This is a genomic window from Arthrobacter sp. 05T423 (genome assembly GCF_056396245.1).
Map to the genome: position 1 here is coordinate 38,181 of NZ_JBFTLC010000012.1, position 14,013 is coordinate 52,193.

At 67.5% G+C, this 14,013-nt stretch carries 15 protein-coding genes; 13 read left to right on the top strand and 2 right to left on the bottom strand.

Annotation, left to right across the window (positions count from 1 at the left end; genetic code table 11):
* Window positions 1–17 precede the first annotated feature (17 nt).
* Complete coding sequence (locus tag AC1DFE_RS11160; protein WP_476905942.1) at window positions 18–254, top strand: antitoxin; 237 nt, start codon at window positions 18–20, stop codon at window positions 252–254.
* Window positions 255–387: 133 nt separating this feature from the next.
* Here AC1DFE_RS11160 and zapE read toward each other — a convergent pair whose 3' ends face one another.
* Entirely contained in the window at window positions 388–1,425 is a 1,038-nt protein-coding gene (gene zapE, locus AC1DFE_RS11165; RefSeq protein ID WP_476905943.1) for a cell division protein ZapE, read from the bottom strand.
* 218 nt (window positions 1,426–1,643) lie between these two features.
* Here zapE and AC1DFE_RS11170 point away from each other — a divergent pair, with 218 nt between their 5' ends.
* Genes AC1DFE_RS11170 through ybaK form a run of 3 tightly spaced genes read left to right on the top strand, consistent with a single transcriptional unit; the run spans window position 1,644 to window position 3,605 of the window.
* Entirely contained in the window at window positions 1,644–2,567 is a 924-nt protein-coding gene (locus AC1DFE_RS11170; RefSeq protein WP_476905944.1) for a sulfurtransferase, read from the top strand.
* A 50-nt stretch (window positions 2,568–2,617) separates the two neighbouring features.
* The gene (locus tag AC1DFE_RS11175; RefSeq protein ID WP_476905945.1) at window positions 2,618–3,076 is read left to right on the top strand and encodes a SufE family protein; all 459 of its coding nucleotides are present in this window, start codon (window positions 2,618–2,620) and stop codon (window positions 3,074–3,076) included.
* 13 nt (window positions 3,077–3,089) lie between these two features.
* Window positions 3,090–3,605, top strand: coding sequence for a Cys-tRNA(Pro) deacylase (gene ybaK, locus AC1DFE_RS11180; protein WP_476905946.1), 516 nt, complete (start codon window positions 3,090–3,092; stop codon window positions 3,603–3,605).
* A 63-nt stretch (window positions 3,606–3,668) separates the two neighbouring features.
* Here the strand turns inward: ybaK and AC1DFE_RS11185 are convergent, their stop codons facing one another.
* A complete protein-coding gene (locus AC1DFE_RS11185) occupies window positions 3,669–4,964 on the bottom strand; it encodes an alpha/beta hydrolase family protein (RefSeq protein ID WP_476905947.1) in 1,296 nt (431 codons plus the stop codon).
* Window positions 4,965–5,081: 117 nt separating this feature from the next.
* On the opposite strand from AC1DFE_RS11185, the gene AC1DFE_RS11190 reads away from it, so the two are divergent.
* The 9 genes from AC1DFE_RS11190 to efeB all read left to right on the top strand — a co-directional run bounded on the left by AC1DFE_RS11190 (window position 5,082) and on the right by efeB (window position 14,009).
* A complete protein-coding gene (locus tag AC1DFE_RS11190) occupies window positions 5,082–5,573 on the top strand; it encodes a hypothetical protein (protein ID WP_476905948.1) in 492 nt (163 codons plus the stop codon).
* 14 nt (window positions 5,574–5,587) lie between these two features.
* On the top strand, window positions 5,588–6,052 hold the full coding sequence (gene msrB / locus AC1DFE_RS11195) for a peptide-methionine (R)-S-oxide reductase MsrB (protein ID WP_476905949.1): 465 nt from the start codon (window positions 5,588–5,590) through the stop codon (window positions 6,050–6,052).
* Between the two features lie 145 nt (window positions 6,053–6,197).
* Window positions 6,198–7,601 (top strand): DUF6421 family protein, encoded by a 1,404-nt coding sequence (locus tag AC1DFE_RS11200; protein ID WP_476905950.1) that lies wholly within the window; start codon window positions 6,198–6,200, stop codon window positions 7,599–7,601.
* Window positions 7,598–8,413 carry an SDR family NAD(P)-dependent oxidoreductase gene (locus AC1DFE_RS11205; RefSeq protein ID WP_476905951.1) on the top strand — a complete coding sequence of 272 codons (816 nt, stop codon included), beginning with the start codon at window positions 7,598–7,600 and terminating at the stop codon, window positions 8,411–8,413. The genes AC1DFE_RS11200 and AC1DFE_RS11205 overlap by 4 nt, the downstream gene beginning before the upstream one ends.
* 21 nt (window positions 8,414–8,434) lie before the next feature.
* Window positions 8,435–9,547, top strand: coding sequence for a threonine aldolase family protein (locus AC1DFE_RS11210; RefSeq protein WP_476906011.1), 1,113 nt, complete (start codon window positions 8,435–8,437; stop codon window positions 9,545–9,547).
* A gap of 68 nt (window positions 9,548–9,615) precedes the next feature.
* Complete coding sequence (locus AC1DFE_RS11215; RefSeq protein ID WP_476906012.1) at window positions 9,616–10,287, top strand: DUF3000 domain-containing protein; 672 nt, start codon at window positions 9,616–9,618, stop codon at window positions 10,285–10,287.
* Window positions 10,288–10,501: 214 nt separating this feature from the next.
* On the top strand, window positions 10,502–11,356 hold the full coding sequence (efeU, locus tag AC1DFE_RS11220; protein WP_476905952.1) for an iron uptake transporter permease EfeU: 855 nt from the start codon (window positions 10,502–10,504) through the stop codon (window positions 11,354–11,356).
* A gap of 71 nt (window positions 11,357–11,427) precedes the next feature.
* On the top strand, window positions 11,428–12,624 hold the full coding sequence (gene efeO / locus AC1DFE_RS11225) for an iron uptake system protein EfeO (RefSeq protein WP_476905953.1): 1,197 nt from the start codon (window positions 11,428–11,430) through the stop codon (window positions 12,622–12,624).
* The gene (gene efeB / locus AC1DFE_RS11230) at window positions 12,621–14,009 is read left to right on the top strand and encodes an iron uptake transporter deferrochelatase/peroxidase subunit (protein WP_476905954.1); all 1,389 of its coding nucleotides are present in this window, start codon (window positions 12,621–12,623) and stop codon (window positions 14,007–14,009) included. The genes efeO and efeB overlap by 4 nt, the downstream gene beginning before the upstream one ends.
* The last annotated feature ends 4 nt before the right edge of the window (window positions 14,010–14,013 follow it).

The following is a 14,013-nucleotide window of genomic DNA, read 5'->3' on the forward strand; positions in this document are numbered from 1 at the left end:
ATTGAAGGGAGGTGCTCGTGGGTTTACTTGACGATCTAAAGGGCAAGGCTCAGGGTCTGATCCGCGGCAACGAGCAGGCCATCAAGGACGGCATCACCAAAGCAGGTGATTTTGTCGACTCGAAGACGGGTGGCAAATACGCCGGCCAGGTAGATACGGTCCAGAGCGGCGCTTCCGCTCTCGTTGACAAAGCCAATGAGAGGCCTACCCAGGGACCGGCGGACAACGTCCCGCCGGCTGAGAAGGCTCCGTAGCCAGGATTTACCGGGCTTCGCCCCTAAACGTCAAAAAGGTGCCGGTCCCGCCGAGAGGCGGCGCCGGCACCTTTCGCGTCCCTGCAAGATTTCCGGCGTTTCCGTGCGTCCCCGCGTCCAAGCGCGCCAGTGTCTAGGAGGGCTCGTGGTTCTGGCCCTCGCGGGCCAGCGCGGTAAGCCGGGAAACCGCCCTGAAGTACTTCTTCATGTAGCCGCCGCTCATCATGTCCTCGGTGAACAGCTTGTCGAACGGAACGCCGCTGGCAAGGATCGGCACGTCCTTGTCGTAGAGGCGGTCGGCCAGCACCACGAAGCGCAGCGCCACGGCCTGCTCGGTGATGGTATCCACGTCCCGCCAGACAACGCCGTCCACGCCGTCGAGCATCTTGCGGTAGCGGCTGGGGTGCACGCCCGCGAGGTGTGCGATGAGGGTGCCGAAGTCGTCCTCGGCAACGGTCTTGCCGTCGAACTCTGCCTTCATGTGGGCGTGGAGTTCGCTGTTCCGCAGCGGGGCCGGCGCTGCCGGCAGCCCGCGGTGGCGGAAGTCCTCGCCGTCGATCCTGATGACGTCGAACTGGTCCGCCAGGACCTGGATTTCGCGCTGGAAGTCCACGGCAGCGAAGCGGCCGTCACCCAGCGAGCCGGGCAGGGTGTTGGACGTGGCCGCGAGCTTCACGCCGGCGTCGGCCAGTTCCCGCATGAGGCGGGACATCAGGACCGTGTCGCCCGGATCGTCCAGTTCGAACTCGTCGATGCAGACAAGCTTGTAGGAGCTCAGCGCCTCAACGGTCTTCCGGAAGGACAGGGCTCCCACCAGGTTGGTGTATTCCACGAAGGTTCCGAAGGCCTTGGGCCCGGGCGCAGCGTGCCAAAGCGATGCCAGCAGGTGGGTCTTCCCGACGCCGAACCCGCCGTCGAGATAAATCCCGGCGCGGGTGGTGTCCTTCTTGCCGAAGAGCTTCTTGAACAATCCCCCGCCGTCCCCGGCCCCGACGCCTCCGGCGAATGCCTGCAGCGCGTTCACTGCGGCAGCCTGGCTCGGCTGCTTCGGGTCGGGCCGGTAGCTTGCAAAGGACACCTGCCCGAACCTGGGCGACGGGTAAAAACCTTTGAGGAGCTCATCCACCGACACCGCGGGCGTCCGGGTGGCGAGCTTTGCGATCTGTACCAAGGTGGTCCATTCTGCTGGTGATTTGTCCCCAGCAAGAATACCGGCATCGGCCGCCCGCCCAGCGGGCAACGCCTTACTACCGCCGATGCCGTGAGCAAGCACACATTTCGTCCTGTTAACACACAGGAGCATTCATACCGGCCCGTGGCTAGTGTTGGAGCAGTGACCCGCCGTCCCCCGGCGGTCTGACCTGACCGTTTCAGTGAAAGGCCATACGCATGTCCTACCCCGTTGAACAGAACGAGAAGTTCGCCGCCTACGCGCACCCCGAGCGGCTTGTTTCCACCGAGTGGCTGGCTGCAGCCATCGACGCCGGTGCGCTTAACGACGGCAAGCTCGTCGTGGTGGAGTCCGATGAAGACGTCCTGCTCTACGAAACCGGCCACATTCCCGGCGCCGTCAAGATCGACTGGCACACCGACCTGAACGACGAAGTGACCCGTGACTACGTTCAGGGCCAGGAGTTTGCGGCCCTGGCCGCCGCGAAGGGAATTTCCCGCGAAACCACGGTGGTCATCTACGGCGACAAGTCCAACTGGTGGGCCGCCTACGCCCTCTGGGTCTTCAGCCTGTTCGGCCACGAGGACGTCAGGCTGCTCGACGGCGGCCGGGACAAGTGGATCGCCGAAGGCCGCGCCCTGACCACCGACATCCCGTCGCCCGCCGTGGCGGATTACCCCGTGGTGGAGCGCAACGACGCCCCGATCCGCGCCTTCAAGGAAGACGTCCTGGCCCACCTTGGCAAGCCGCTGATCGACGTCCGCTCCCCCGAGGAGTACACGGGCCAGCGCACCCACATGCCCGCGTATCCGGAGGAAGGCGCGCTGCGCGGCGGCCACATTCCCACCGCGGCCTCCATCCCGTGGGCACGGGCAGCGGCCGAGGACGGCACTTACCGCAGCCGCGCCGAGCTTGAGGCGCTGTACCTCGGCGAAGCCGGACTGACCGAGGGCGACGACGTCGTGGCCTACTGCCGCATTGGCGAACGCTCCAGCCACACCTGGTTCGCGCTGAAGTTCCTGCTCGGCTTCGAAACCGTCCGCAACTACGACGGCTCCTGGACTGAATGGGGCAACGCCGTGCGCGTGCCGATTGCCAAGGGCGCAGAACGCGGCTCGGTTCCGGCAGTTGCCGCGAGGTAAGTGTCCGTAAAAAAGCGGCGGACGGGGACAAACTGCGTAAGCTGGAAGTGATGAGTACTCAAGCACTTCCCACCGCCCTGGCGGAGATTGTCGACGACTTCCAGGCACTGAGCGAGCCCGAGCGGCTGCAGCTCCTGCTGGAGTTTTCCCGCGGCCTGCCGGACCTCCCGGAGCGCCTGAGCGACCACCCGGAGCTGCTGGAGCAGGTGGTGGAATGCCAGTCGCCTCTTTTCCTCACCATTGAGACGGAAAAGAACGACGGCGGGTCCCCTGCTTTCCGGCTGTTCTTCAAGGCACCACCGGAGGCTCCCACCACCCGTGGTTTCGCGGGCGTGCTTCATGAGGGTCTGGATGGCCTCACCGCCGAGGAGATCCTGGCTGTTCCGGACGACATGCCAGAACTGCTCGGCCTGACCCGGGCCATCACGCCGCTGCGCATGCGCGGCATGACGGCGATGCTCGGGCGCATCAAGCGCAAGGTGGGCGCCGCGGCCCGGCTCCACGCCTAGGGACCGGACCCGCATGGCGCGCAAGAACACCTCACAGGGAACGCCTGCCACAGCCGCACTGGCTGCGGCAGGCGTTTCCTTTAACCTGCACCCCTACAACCACGATCCGGCCGCGGCCAGTTACGGACTGGAGGCGGCCGAGGTCCTGGGGATCGATCCTGCCAGGGTCTTCAAGACGCTCATGGTGGAGGTCGACGGCCGGCTGGCGGTCGGCGTCGTTCCTGTCAGCGGAAGCCTGGACCTGAAGGCGATCGCCGCGGCGCTGGGGAGCAAGAAGGCCGCCATGGCGGACCCCGCGGTGGCGGAACGGCGCACCGGCTATGTCCTGGGCGGCATTTCGCCCCTGGGACAGCGTCAGCCCTCCCCCACGGTGATCGACGACAGTGCCCTCGGCCTGGACACCATTCTGGTGTCCGGCGGCCGGCGCGGCCTCGACATCGAGCTGGATCCCCGCGACCTCGTGCGCCTCACCAAGGCCGTCACGGCCGCGATCGGAACCGCCGGCGCCGGGACGGGCGGCAAACGCTGACAGCTCCGGCCCGGCCCATCGGCCGACTGCCAGTCGGCCGGCTGCCAGTCAGCCGGCTACCAGTCAGCCGGCTACCATTCGGTCGGCTGCGGGATCCTCGCCGGCATCCGGCTGGCCGGGATTGCGGCGCGGTGCGAGCTGCTGCTGCAGCCACGCCCGGACCAGTGCTTCCCAGCGGACCGGATCAGCGTTCCATTCCTTCGCATGCCGCGCCCCCTCGAACGGCTCGAACGTGACCATTTCCGGGTTCTTTTCCGCGAGCAGGGCCGATGGCTGATAGGGAACGTATTCGTCGTCCACGCTGTGGATGATCAGCGTCGGCGTCCTGAGTTCCACAGCCCTGGACACCCAGTCCATTGATTTCAGGTCCACTGGCGCAGCCAGCCCCGTGAGCCGGCGGCCCACTTTGTGCCCCATCATCAGCTGCCCGTAGCGACCAACAGCCGAAGGGATGCGGTTCAGCTCGGCGTGGTGCGCCAGTACGTTCACCCAGTCGATGACCGGCGCGTCCAGAACCATGGCCCGGATGACATGCCTGCGCTCGGAGAGGTCCGCGGTCTGCAGGCAGATGGCGCCTCCCATGGACCAGCCGAAAAGCACGACGTCCCGGGCACCGTGGGCGAGGGCGAAGGAGATGGCGGCGTCGATGTCCCGCCACTCCGTCGAACCCAGCCCGTACCGGCCGTCGAACGCAGCCGGCGCCAGGCCGTCGTTCCGGTAGGAAACCAGGAGGTTCGGCAGTCCGAGTTCGTGGGCCACCCGTGCGCCACGGAGGCATTCCTGCCGGGTAGCCCCGCGCCCGTGAACCATGATGGCCCAGGTATCGGCGCCGGTATCGCCCGGGATCAGCCAGCCGGGGGCCGTTCCGCCCTCAACCTCGATGGCGACGTCTTGGGACGCCAGCCCGACGTCGGAGGGATGCTGGTACGTGGCGCCTCCCCACCAGCCGCGGCCTGCGGTTTCCAGATTGCCGCTGTAGACGGCCTCCACCTCGCGCAGCACCGTGCGCTCGGACGGGGAATAGGACAGGATTTTGCCGATCCGGGCATGACCGGCACCGGCGTCGAAGAAGAGGCTGTACACGCCGTTGTGTGTTGTCTCCGGAGTGGCCGCGAGGATGACCTGCAGGTCCCTGCCTTCCCTGATGACGGCCAGCACTTCCTGGTCCGCAGCCCGCACGCGGGCGGGGGTGAGGACGCGGCGGGCGAAGTAAAGAGCTAGGGCAGACGATCCTGCCCCGAGCAGGGCAGCGGCGGTGCCCCCGGCAATGACTCCCCCGAGCGTCCACTTCGCCCTCAGGGTCATTGCGTTGCCCGGGGTAGTGGAGTGGGTGGTCACGGCAGCCTGCGCAGAATCCATGCCACCCATCTTGACGGATTTGGACCTGTCGGGCACATTCACGGCCAAATCCATGCGGGCCAAACGCAGGCAAGCCAAATACATGCGGGCACTGGCGGGCGGGACTAGGCTGATGCCATGAGCGATCCAATCGTCATTCTGACTGAAGAGCCGCTGGGTGCGGACGACCGCGTGAACATCGAACGCCTGGTGGACGGAGGTGACGCGCCCCTGGTTGTGCTGGTGCCGGCCAATACGGAACGGCATCTGCTGGTTGACTTCCTCGAGAACCTGTCGATGCTGGACATTGCCAAGGCTTTCCGCGAGCTGACCGCACACGCCCCGGACCCTACGGAGGAACGGGCAGCGGCGGACGCGACCCTTTCCGCCTCGGTCAGCGCCCTGGAGGGCCTCGGCGGCGGAGTTGCAGGCGAGGTGGTGGACGGCGGCGCCGTTAACGGCCTCGTGGCCAAGGTCAAGGCGCTCGGGGCAGCCCAGGCTGTGGTCATCACCAGGCCGCATGCCGTGTCGGACACCTTCCACACTGACTGGGCCAACCGGGCGCAGGACAAGCTGGGCCTGCCCGTCCTGCATCTTTACGCGGGCTCGGGATTTATCGGCGACTCCTGAGCGTTGGTCCGACTATGAGCACTCCCGAGAAATCCGACCTCACCAACACCGCCAGCGACGCTTCACCTGCCGCCGGCCGGTCCGACGACGACTGGCGCCAGGAACTGACGCCGGAGGAATACCACGTGCTGCGCCAGGCCGGCACGGAACGCCCCTACAGCGGCGAATACTGGGATACCCACACCACCGGCGTCTACAACTGCCGGGCGTGCGGAACGGAACTGTTCACCAGCAAGGAGAAGTTCGATTCGCACTGCGGCTGGCCGTCATTCTGGGCCCCGCTGGCCGAAGGGCGCGTTCGCTACATCCACGACCGCACCCTGGGCATGGAACGCATCGAGGTGCGGTGCGCCAACTGCGACTCGCACCTTGGGCACGTCTTCGAGGGCGAGGGCTACGGGACTCCGACCGACCAGCGTTACTGCATCAACTCCATTTCACTGAAGCTGGTTCCGGCCGCGGACGGCCCCCAGGCCTGAGGTTGCCTGGCGCTGCGCCTAGGGGTAATTAGCGGAGGCCCGAGCCCTAAAGTTTCTTACGCTCGGGCCTTTGACCGATTAGGAGACCTGTCCGCTTGCTACGCTCACCGTAGAAGCCCAGGTAACCAGAAAGGCGAGGCCAGCGATGACCGTAACCGTACACACAGCACCAGCCCGAATCTCTGCAGAACACCCGCAGTGGCAGCGCCTCAAGACCGCCGCCACTGCCCTGCGGGACCTGCAGGTGCAGGACGGCTCCATCCCCGACCAGTCCGCCCACGCGGCAGCGCAGGGCCATGTCGAGGCCCTTGCCGGCGCCATCGCGTCGCTGGCACCGGCATTCCCCCACGACGCCCTGTACCTGGACCTGTTGTGCCGCGACTTTGGCCGCTGGGCCGAGGGCGGGTTCGGTGTGCCGGACTTCCTGGACTCCCTGCTCGCGTTCCAGCCGCAGGCCGACCGCGAGAACGGCCTGCAGCACCTCGTGGTCTTTCCGATGTACACGCAGAACGGCAGCAGCAGCCGGCTCGTCGAAGCGGTCCTCATCGACGTCGTCTGGCCCGATTTCATCGCCGGCTTGGAACAGGGCGACTACTCGAACCGGCTGTTCGTTCCCATCCGCTTCATTGACTTCACTCCCGGGTACAACACCAACTCCGCTGTGCTGTTCCCCGAAACCGTGGGCGTGCGGGCGACACCCAGGTTCACTTGGGGCGCCATTTTCGCGGACCGGGAAGCGGCGCGCTTCCGCCGCGTCCTGCGGGCGGCCGCCGACATCACATCGCTCGAGCTGCCGGCGGGTGCCGCCGAACTCCTCGAGGACCAGGAACTCACCGAAAAGACCTTCGTCATGTGGGACCTGATCCATGACCGGACGCACATGCGCGGGGACCTGCCGTTCGATCCGTTCATGATCAAACAGCGGATGCCGTTCTTCCTGTACTCGCTCGAGGAGCTGCGCTGCGACCTGACGGCCTTCCGGGAATCGGTGAAGATCGAAAAGGACGAGGCCGCGGATCCGGAAGCCCGCCGGCATGCCAAACTCGTGCAGTACGCCGTTATTTTCGACCGCATCTTCCGGTTCGCCATCACCGGCAGCCGGGTGCGCAACTACGACGGGCTCGGCGGCCAGCTGCTCTTCGCGTGGCTGCACCAGCACCGTGTCCTCCACTGGACCGACAGCCGGCTGACCATCGACTGGGAGCACGTCGCCGGCGTCGTCGTGGAGTTGGGCGCCAGGATTGAGGAACTCTACTGGCGCTCCATTGACCGGCCCAAAACCGCCCACTGGCTGGCGGCCTACGAGCTGATCTCGGGCACCGTCACACCCAACCCCGCCTCGGTGTGGGCGAAGGGGCCAGGCGCACTTCCGCTCGACGGACCGCCGCGGGGCCTCACCGATCAGGTCCTGGACGACGAGTTCCCGCTGTCCATGTTCTATGAGGCCCTGGAAATGAAAATGCGCCCCGTCATCGAATCCACGGCAGGCATCACCGGTTCCTCGGACTCTGCCCTGCCGGCGGGCAGCCCGGCCGCGGCGGCAGCATGACCGGCGCCGGCATGACCAACGGCAGCATGAGCAACGGCCGGCCTTTGCACGTGCTGGTCACGGGCGGCAGCGGCCCTTCGGGCATTGCCGCCGCCCGCGCCCTGCTGCTGGCCGGCTTCGCCGTCTTCACCGTGGGTTCGGACAAGGATCGCATAGAAGCGGCCGCGGAAACTGCGGGCGGCGCCACGCCGCTCGTCTGCGACCTTGCCGACCTCGGCGCCGTGCGGGACCTGCAGCACCAGCTTGCCCGGTCTGCCGGAAGGATCGACGGCGTCGTCCACCTCGTGGGCGGCTGGCGCGGCGCGCAGGGCATCACCACCCAGACCGACGAGGACTGGGATTTCCTGGAACGCAGCGCTGTCACGACGCTCCGGAACATCACCAGGGTCTTCTACGACGACCTCGCCGCCTCCCCCTGCGGACGCTTTGCCATGGTGTCGTCGACGGCGGTGGGCAGTCCCGCCGCCAGCGTCGCCAGCTACGTGGCGGCCAAGGCCGCCGCGGAAGCGTGGACCATGGCCATGGCGGAGGGCTTCCGCCAGGACAGCCACGGACAGGACGCCCAGGGGCAGCAGGACCCGGCCGACATGGTGGCCGACGACGCCCAGCACAGCGCCGCCGTCGTCCTCGTGGTGAAGGCGCTGGTGGACACCGGCATGCGCAGCAGGCAACCGGAACGGAAGTTCCCCGGCTACACGGACGTCGAGCAACTGGCCGCCGCCGCCGTCGGGCTCTTTAGCCAGCCCGCCGCGGAGCTGAACGGGCAGCGGCTGCTGCTGGCCCAGGTGCCCGCAGGCGCCGCAACTACCTAGACTGAGAGCGTGACCAAAGAGATGACAACAACGGTTGAAACGGCCGGCAACGGCACCATGTCCAGGCTGCACGACGCCTCGGTGCGTGGCTTCGCCTCGGACAACTACTCGGGCGTGCACCCCGAGGTGCTGGCGGCGCTGGCCGCCGCCAACGAGGGGCACCAGGTCTCTTACGGCGAAGACCAGTACACGGGCCGCCTGCAGGAGCTGATGGAAGAACACTTCGGGCCCGGCATCGAGTGCTTCCCCGTTTTCAACGGCACCGGCGCCAACGTGCTGTCCCTGCAGTCCCTCCTGCCGCGCTGGGGTGCGGTGGTCTGCGCGTCGACGGCGCACATCAACATGGACGAGAATGGCGCCCCGGAGCGCGTGGGCGGCATGAAGCTGCTGCAGGTGCACGCCCCGGACGGCAAACTCACGCCGGAGCTCATTGACCGCGAGGCGTGGGGCTGGGGTGACGAGCACCGCGCCCAGCCGCTGGCCGTCTCCATCACCCAGACCACGGAACTGGGCACCTGCTACACGGCGGATGAAGTCCGGGCGATCGCCGAGCACGTCCACGCCAGGGGCATGAAACTCCACATGGACGGCGCGCGGCTGGCCAACGCCGCGGCGCACCTGGGCGTTCCCCTTCGGGCCTTCACACGCGACGCCGGCGTGGACATCCTGTCCTTCGGCGGAACCAAGAACGGGCTGCTGTTCGGCGAAGTGGTGGTGGCGCTTAACCCCGACGCCGCCCACGGGCTGCTGTTCCTTCGCAAGATGAACATGCAGCTGGCCTCGAAGATGCGGTTCATGTCCGCGCAGTTTATCGCGCTGCTCGAGGGTGACCTGTGGCTTCGCTCGGCTGCCCATGCGAATGCCATGGCCGCGAGGCTGCGTACCGCCGTGGACGCCATTGAGGGTGTGGAGCCCACGCAGAAAACGGAATCCAACGGCGTTTTTGCGGTCCTTCCCGAAGGAGTGGCGGACAGGCTCCGGGAGTCCTTCCGCTTCTACGACTGGAACGAGGCCACCCGCGAGGTCCGCTGGATGTGCTCCTTCGATACCAGCGAGGAGGACGTCGATGCCTTTGTGGCAGCGATCAAGAGCGAGCTTGCCCGGCCCGGGTCCTCGCCGGCGGCAGCGCAGTAACATGCGCAGGATTGCGTGAGCAGGCGGCGAGCCTGCCGGAATCGGCGGTTTCCATTGCGTAGCCTGCGATTGTGAACGAACTTGCCCAGGTTCCCGCGAATTTTCTGTATGCGCTGGGAACGCTCCGCAAAGCACGCTGCCGCAGCGAACTGCGCCTGGACGAAATCCCGGCGCCCGCGCGGCTGGCGCCTTTCGCCGTCGCCGTCGGCGCCGAGGTCATAATTCCAAGCGTCGGTAAGGACCGGCCACCCGTCCATGGGCCCGCGGCCATGGCGCTGGCCCGTTCGGCCGCCGCCGGAGCGTCCCCTGGGGACGATGACGACGACGGCGAGGAGCTTGCAACCGGACGCTTCATCCTGCTGCACGATCCCGACGGCTCCGCCGTGTGGGATGGCGAGTTCCGGATCGTCACCTACATCCGGGCGCAGCTCGACGCCGAGATGGGCAACGATGAAATGCTCGGCTCCGTGGCCTGGACATGGCTCGTTGAGGCCCTCGAGACCCACAATGCCCCCTACCGCGCCGCCGGCGGGACGGCCACGCGGGTGCTGTCCGAGAGCTTCGGAACGCTGGCAGACCGGCCCGCCTCGATCGACATCGAACTCCGCGCCTCGTGGACTCCGGCCGGCGCCGAGGTCCAGGCCCACCTCGAAGCGTGGTCGGACATGGTGTGCACCTTCGCCGGCCTCCCGCCGCTGCCAGAGGGCGTATCAGCGCTGCCCCGCAGGCGCCGCAACTAGGCTGCTCCCTGCGCGACCGGCGCTGCCCAGCAGACGCCGCAGCTAGGCGCGGCGATCACTGGGCCCTCAAAACCCCGGCCACAGGGCAGCCCAAACCACTGGAGTAATTTCCCGGGCAATTACGGCACAGTTCTTTTGCCTAATGACATTTGCCGTGTAAAGTCCCGTGATTAGGTGAGCCTAAGCTTGGCTCCCCTGACAGAAGGTGCTTTACATGACAGCCAACTTCCTCATCGGTCTCCGCGAGGGCCTCGAGGCCACGCTCATTGTCGTCCTGCTGATGGCCTACCTCACCAAGAGCGGCCGGCGCGAACTGCTCCCCCGGCTCTGGGCGGGTGTGGGCATCGCCGTTGCCGTGTCGGTCGGGTTCGGAGCGCTACTGACCTTCGGCCCGCGCGGCCTGACCTTCAAGGCCCAGGAAGCGATCGGCGGCGGGCTGTCCATCGTCGCCGTCGGGCTGGTCACCTGGATGGTCTTCTGGATGGCACGCACTGCCCGCACGCTCGGCAGCGAACTGCGCTCCCGGGTTGACGGCGTGGCCGACGGCGCCGCCTGGGGCCTGGTGCTTGTTGCGGCGTTGGCAGTCGGCCGGGAAGGCCTGGAGACGGCACTCTTCCTGTGGGCTGCAGCCCAGGCAAGCGGTGAATCCGGAACTCCGCTGTTCGGCGCGCTCCTGGGGCTTGCCCTGGCAGCCGCACTCGGCAACCTGCTGCACCGCGGCGTCCTGAAGGTCAACCTGTCCCGCTTCTTCACCTGGACGGGCGTCGCCCTGGTGGTCATCGCCGGCGGCGTCCTCGCCTACGGCGTCCACGACCTGCAGGAGGCCGGCATCCTGCCGGGGCTGCACAGCCTCGCCTTCGACGTCTCAGCCGCCGTCCCCCCGTCGTCCTGGTACGGCACCCTGCTGAAGGGGACCCTGAACTTCTCCCCTGCCACGACGTGGCTGGAAGCAGCTGCCTGGGCCCTCTACGCCGTCCCCATGATGTTCCTCTACCTCCGTGCCAACTTCCGCCGGCCGCTCCGGCCGGCGCAGGCTGCCCCTGCCGCAGCGGCCGCCGTCGCGTCCTGACGGCAGCTCCTCCCCCAAACGAACGCCGCACCCCAACAGCCCGCGGCACCCCAACACTCCAAGGAATCCACATGCCCGGCTTGACCTCGCCCAAAATCCGCCGGACCGCCGGTGCCCGCCTCGCCATCGCGGCAGTCACCGCAGTCCTCCCGCTGGCCCTGGCGTCCTGCACCGACAATGCCAGCGCCAGCGCCTCCGCTACCACCGGCGGCCCGATCCAGGTGAGCAGCACCGATGGCGGCTGCAATGTCTCCGCCGCTGAAGCCCCGGTTGGAAACCTCACCTTCGCCGTGAAGAACGACGGCGCCGAGGTCACCGAGTTCTACGTGCTCGCCGAAGACGGCCTGCGGATCGTGGCCGAAGTGGAGAACATCGGCCCCGGGATCACGCGCAACCTGGTGCTTACCGCGCCGGCAGGCAAGTACATCACCGCCTGTAAGCCGGGCATGAAAGGTGACGGCATCCGCGCCGACTTCACCGTCAAGGACTCCGGCAAACAGGCCACCGTTGACGCCGATCACCAAAAGCTCGTGGACACCGGAGTCACCCAGTACACGGCCTACGTCAAGGACCAGACCGAGCAGCTCGTCGCCGGAACCAAGGAATTCGCCGCAGCCTATGCCGCAGGCGACGCAGCCAAGGCCAGGAGCCTCTACGCCGCCACCCGCATGCGCTGGGAACGGATCGAACCCGTGGCCGAGTCCTTCGGCGATCTCGATCCCAAGCTCGACGCCCGCGAGGCCGACCTTGAACCGGGGCAGAAGTGGACCGGCTGGCACCGTGCCGAGAAGGACCTGTTCCCGCCGGCAGGCTACACCGCGCTGACTGCGGCTGAGCGAGCGGCCCTCGCCAAGCAGCTGGTCGCCGACACCGAGGAACTCGGCACCCGCACCCGGGCCGTGCAGCTCAGCGCGGACAAGCTGGGCAACGGCGCCAAGGAACTGCTGGATGAGGTTGCCCGCGGCAAGGTCACCGGTGAGGAGGAAATCTGGTCGCACACCGACCTCTGGGACTTCCAGGCCAACGTGGACGGCGCCCGGATCGCGTTCGAAAACCTCAAGCCCGCCCTGCAGCAGAAGGACCCCGCCCTGGCCAAGAACCTCGACGCCAAGTTTAGCGCCCTGCAGGCCGAGCTGAAGAAGCACGCCAAGGGCGACGGCTTTGCCTACTACGACGATCTGGGCAAGGACGAGGTCCAGCAGCTCAGCGCCCTGGTCGATGCCCTCGGCGAGCCGCTGTCCAAGCTCACCGCGGCAGTGGTGCTGTGAGCGGCTGCCCCTTCGGCGGGGCCCAGCAGCCCCCTATCAAGGCACCGTCCGACGGTTCCGGCACGCCGCCGGAGACGTCAGGTTTCGGAACGGCAACGTCCGACGGCGATAACCCCCGCCTGTCCCGCCGCGGACTTCTGGGTTTGGCTGGCGTGGGCGGCGCGGGAGCGGTGGCCGGAATCGCCGCCGGCCTGCTCGGCCACGACGCCCTGGCGGCCGCCGCAGCACCCCCGGCCGCCAACGATTCCGTCATCCCCTTCTTCGGCGACCGCCAGGCCGGGATCGCCACCGCTGCGCAGGACCGCCTCCACATGGCGGCCTTCGACGTCACCATCGAAGACCGTGCGGCGATCATCGAACTCCTCAAGGACTGGACTGCCGCCGCGGAGGCCATGACCGCCGGCCGGACCACCGGAACCACCGGCGCCGTCGACGGCCCATACGACGCCCCGCCGGAGGACACCGGCGAGGCCCTGGACGTCGACGCCGGCCGGCTCACCCTCACATTTGGCTTCGGTGCCTCCCTGTTCGAGAAGAACGGCAAGGCCCGCTTTGGCCTGGACGGAAAGCGGCCCGATGCCCTGATCGACCTGCCGCGCTTTCCCGGCGATGCCCTGGAGCCGGGTCGCTCGGGCGGTGACATCGTGGTGCAGGCATGCGCCGACGATCCCCAGGTGGCGGTGCATGCCATCCGCAACCTGGCCCGGATCGGCTTCGGCAAGGCACGTGTCCGCTGGTCCCAGCTGGGCTTCGGCCGCACGTCGTCGACCTCCCGCGCGCAGCAGACCCCGCGCAACCTGTTCGGCTTCAAGGACGGCACCAACAACCTCAAGGCCGAGGACGCCGCGCTGCTCGACGAGCACGTGTGGGCCGGCGCCGGATCCCGCGTAGGCGAAGGCTGGATGGCCGGCGGGAGCTACCTGGTGGCCCGGCGCATCCGGATGCACATCGAGATCTGGGACCGCACCTCGCTCCGCGAGCAGGAAGGGCTCATCGGCCGGACCAAGGGAGAAGGTGCACCGCTCTCGGGCGGCAAGGAGTTCACGGCCCCCGACTTTGCCATCAAGGGCAACGACGGCGAGCCCCTGATTGCCATGGACTCCCACGTGCGGCTGGCCCACGCGGACCAGAATGGCGGCGTGCGGATGCTCCGCCGCGGATACAACTACACCGACGGCTCGGACGGGCTGGGCCACCTCGACGCCGGGCTGTTCTTCATTGCCTTCGTCAAGGACCCGCGGACGCACTATGTGCCCATGCAGATGACCATGGCCAAGGAGGACACCCTCGCCCTGGAGTACCTCAAGCACACAGGTTCCGGCCTCTTCGCCGTGCCGCCGGGCGCGAGGCAGGGTGGATTCATCGGGGAGGGCCTCTTCGCCTGAGCCC

Coding starts and splice junctions, on each gene's coding strand:
- AC1DFE_RS11170 (WP_476905944.1), top strand. CDS start 1,644: ATGTCCTACCCCGTTGAACAGAACGAGAAGTTCGCCGCCTACGCGCAC.
- AC1DFE_RS11175 (WP_476905945.1), top strand. CDS start 2,618: ATGAGTACTCAAGCACTTCCCACCGCCCTGGCGGAGATTGTCGACGAC.
- ybaK (WP_476905946.1), top strand. CDS start 3,090: ATGGCGCGCAAGAACACCTCACAGGGAACGCCTGCCACAGCCGCACTG.
- AC1DFE_RS11185 (WP_476905947.1), bottom strand. CDS start 4,964: ATGGATTCTGCGCAGGCTGCCGTGACCACCCACTCCACTACCCCGGGC.
- AC1DFE_RS11190 (WP_476905948.1), top strand. CDS start 5,082: ATGAGCGATCCAATCGTCATTCTGACTGAAGAGCCGCTGGGTGCGGAC.
- msrB (WP_476905949.1), top strand. CDS start 5,588: ATGAGCACTCCCGAGAAATCCGACCTCACCAACACCGCCAGCGACGCT.
- AC1DFE_RS11200 (WP_476905950.1), top strand. CDS start 6,198: ATGACCGTAACCGTACACACAGCACCAGCCCGAATCTCTGCAGAACAC.
- AC1DFE_RS11205 (WP_476905951.1), top strand. CDS start 7,598: ATGACCGGCGCCGGCATGACCAACGGCAGCATGAGCAACGGCCGGCCT.
- AC1DFE_RS11210 (WP_476906011.1), top strand. CDS start 8,435: ATGACAACAACGGTTGAAACGGCCGGCAACGGCACCATGTCCAGGCTG.
- efeU (WP_476905952.1), top strand. CDS start 10,502: ATGACAGCCAACTTCCTCATCGGTCTCCGCGAGGGCCTCGAGGCCACG.
- efeO (WP_476905953.1), top strand. CDS start 11,428: ATGCCCGGCTTGACCTCGCCCAAAATCCGCCGGACCGCCGGTGCCCGC.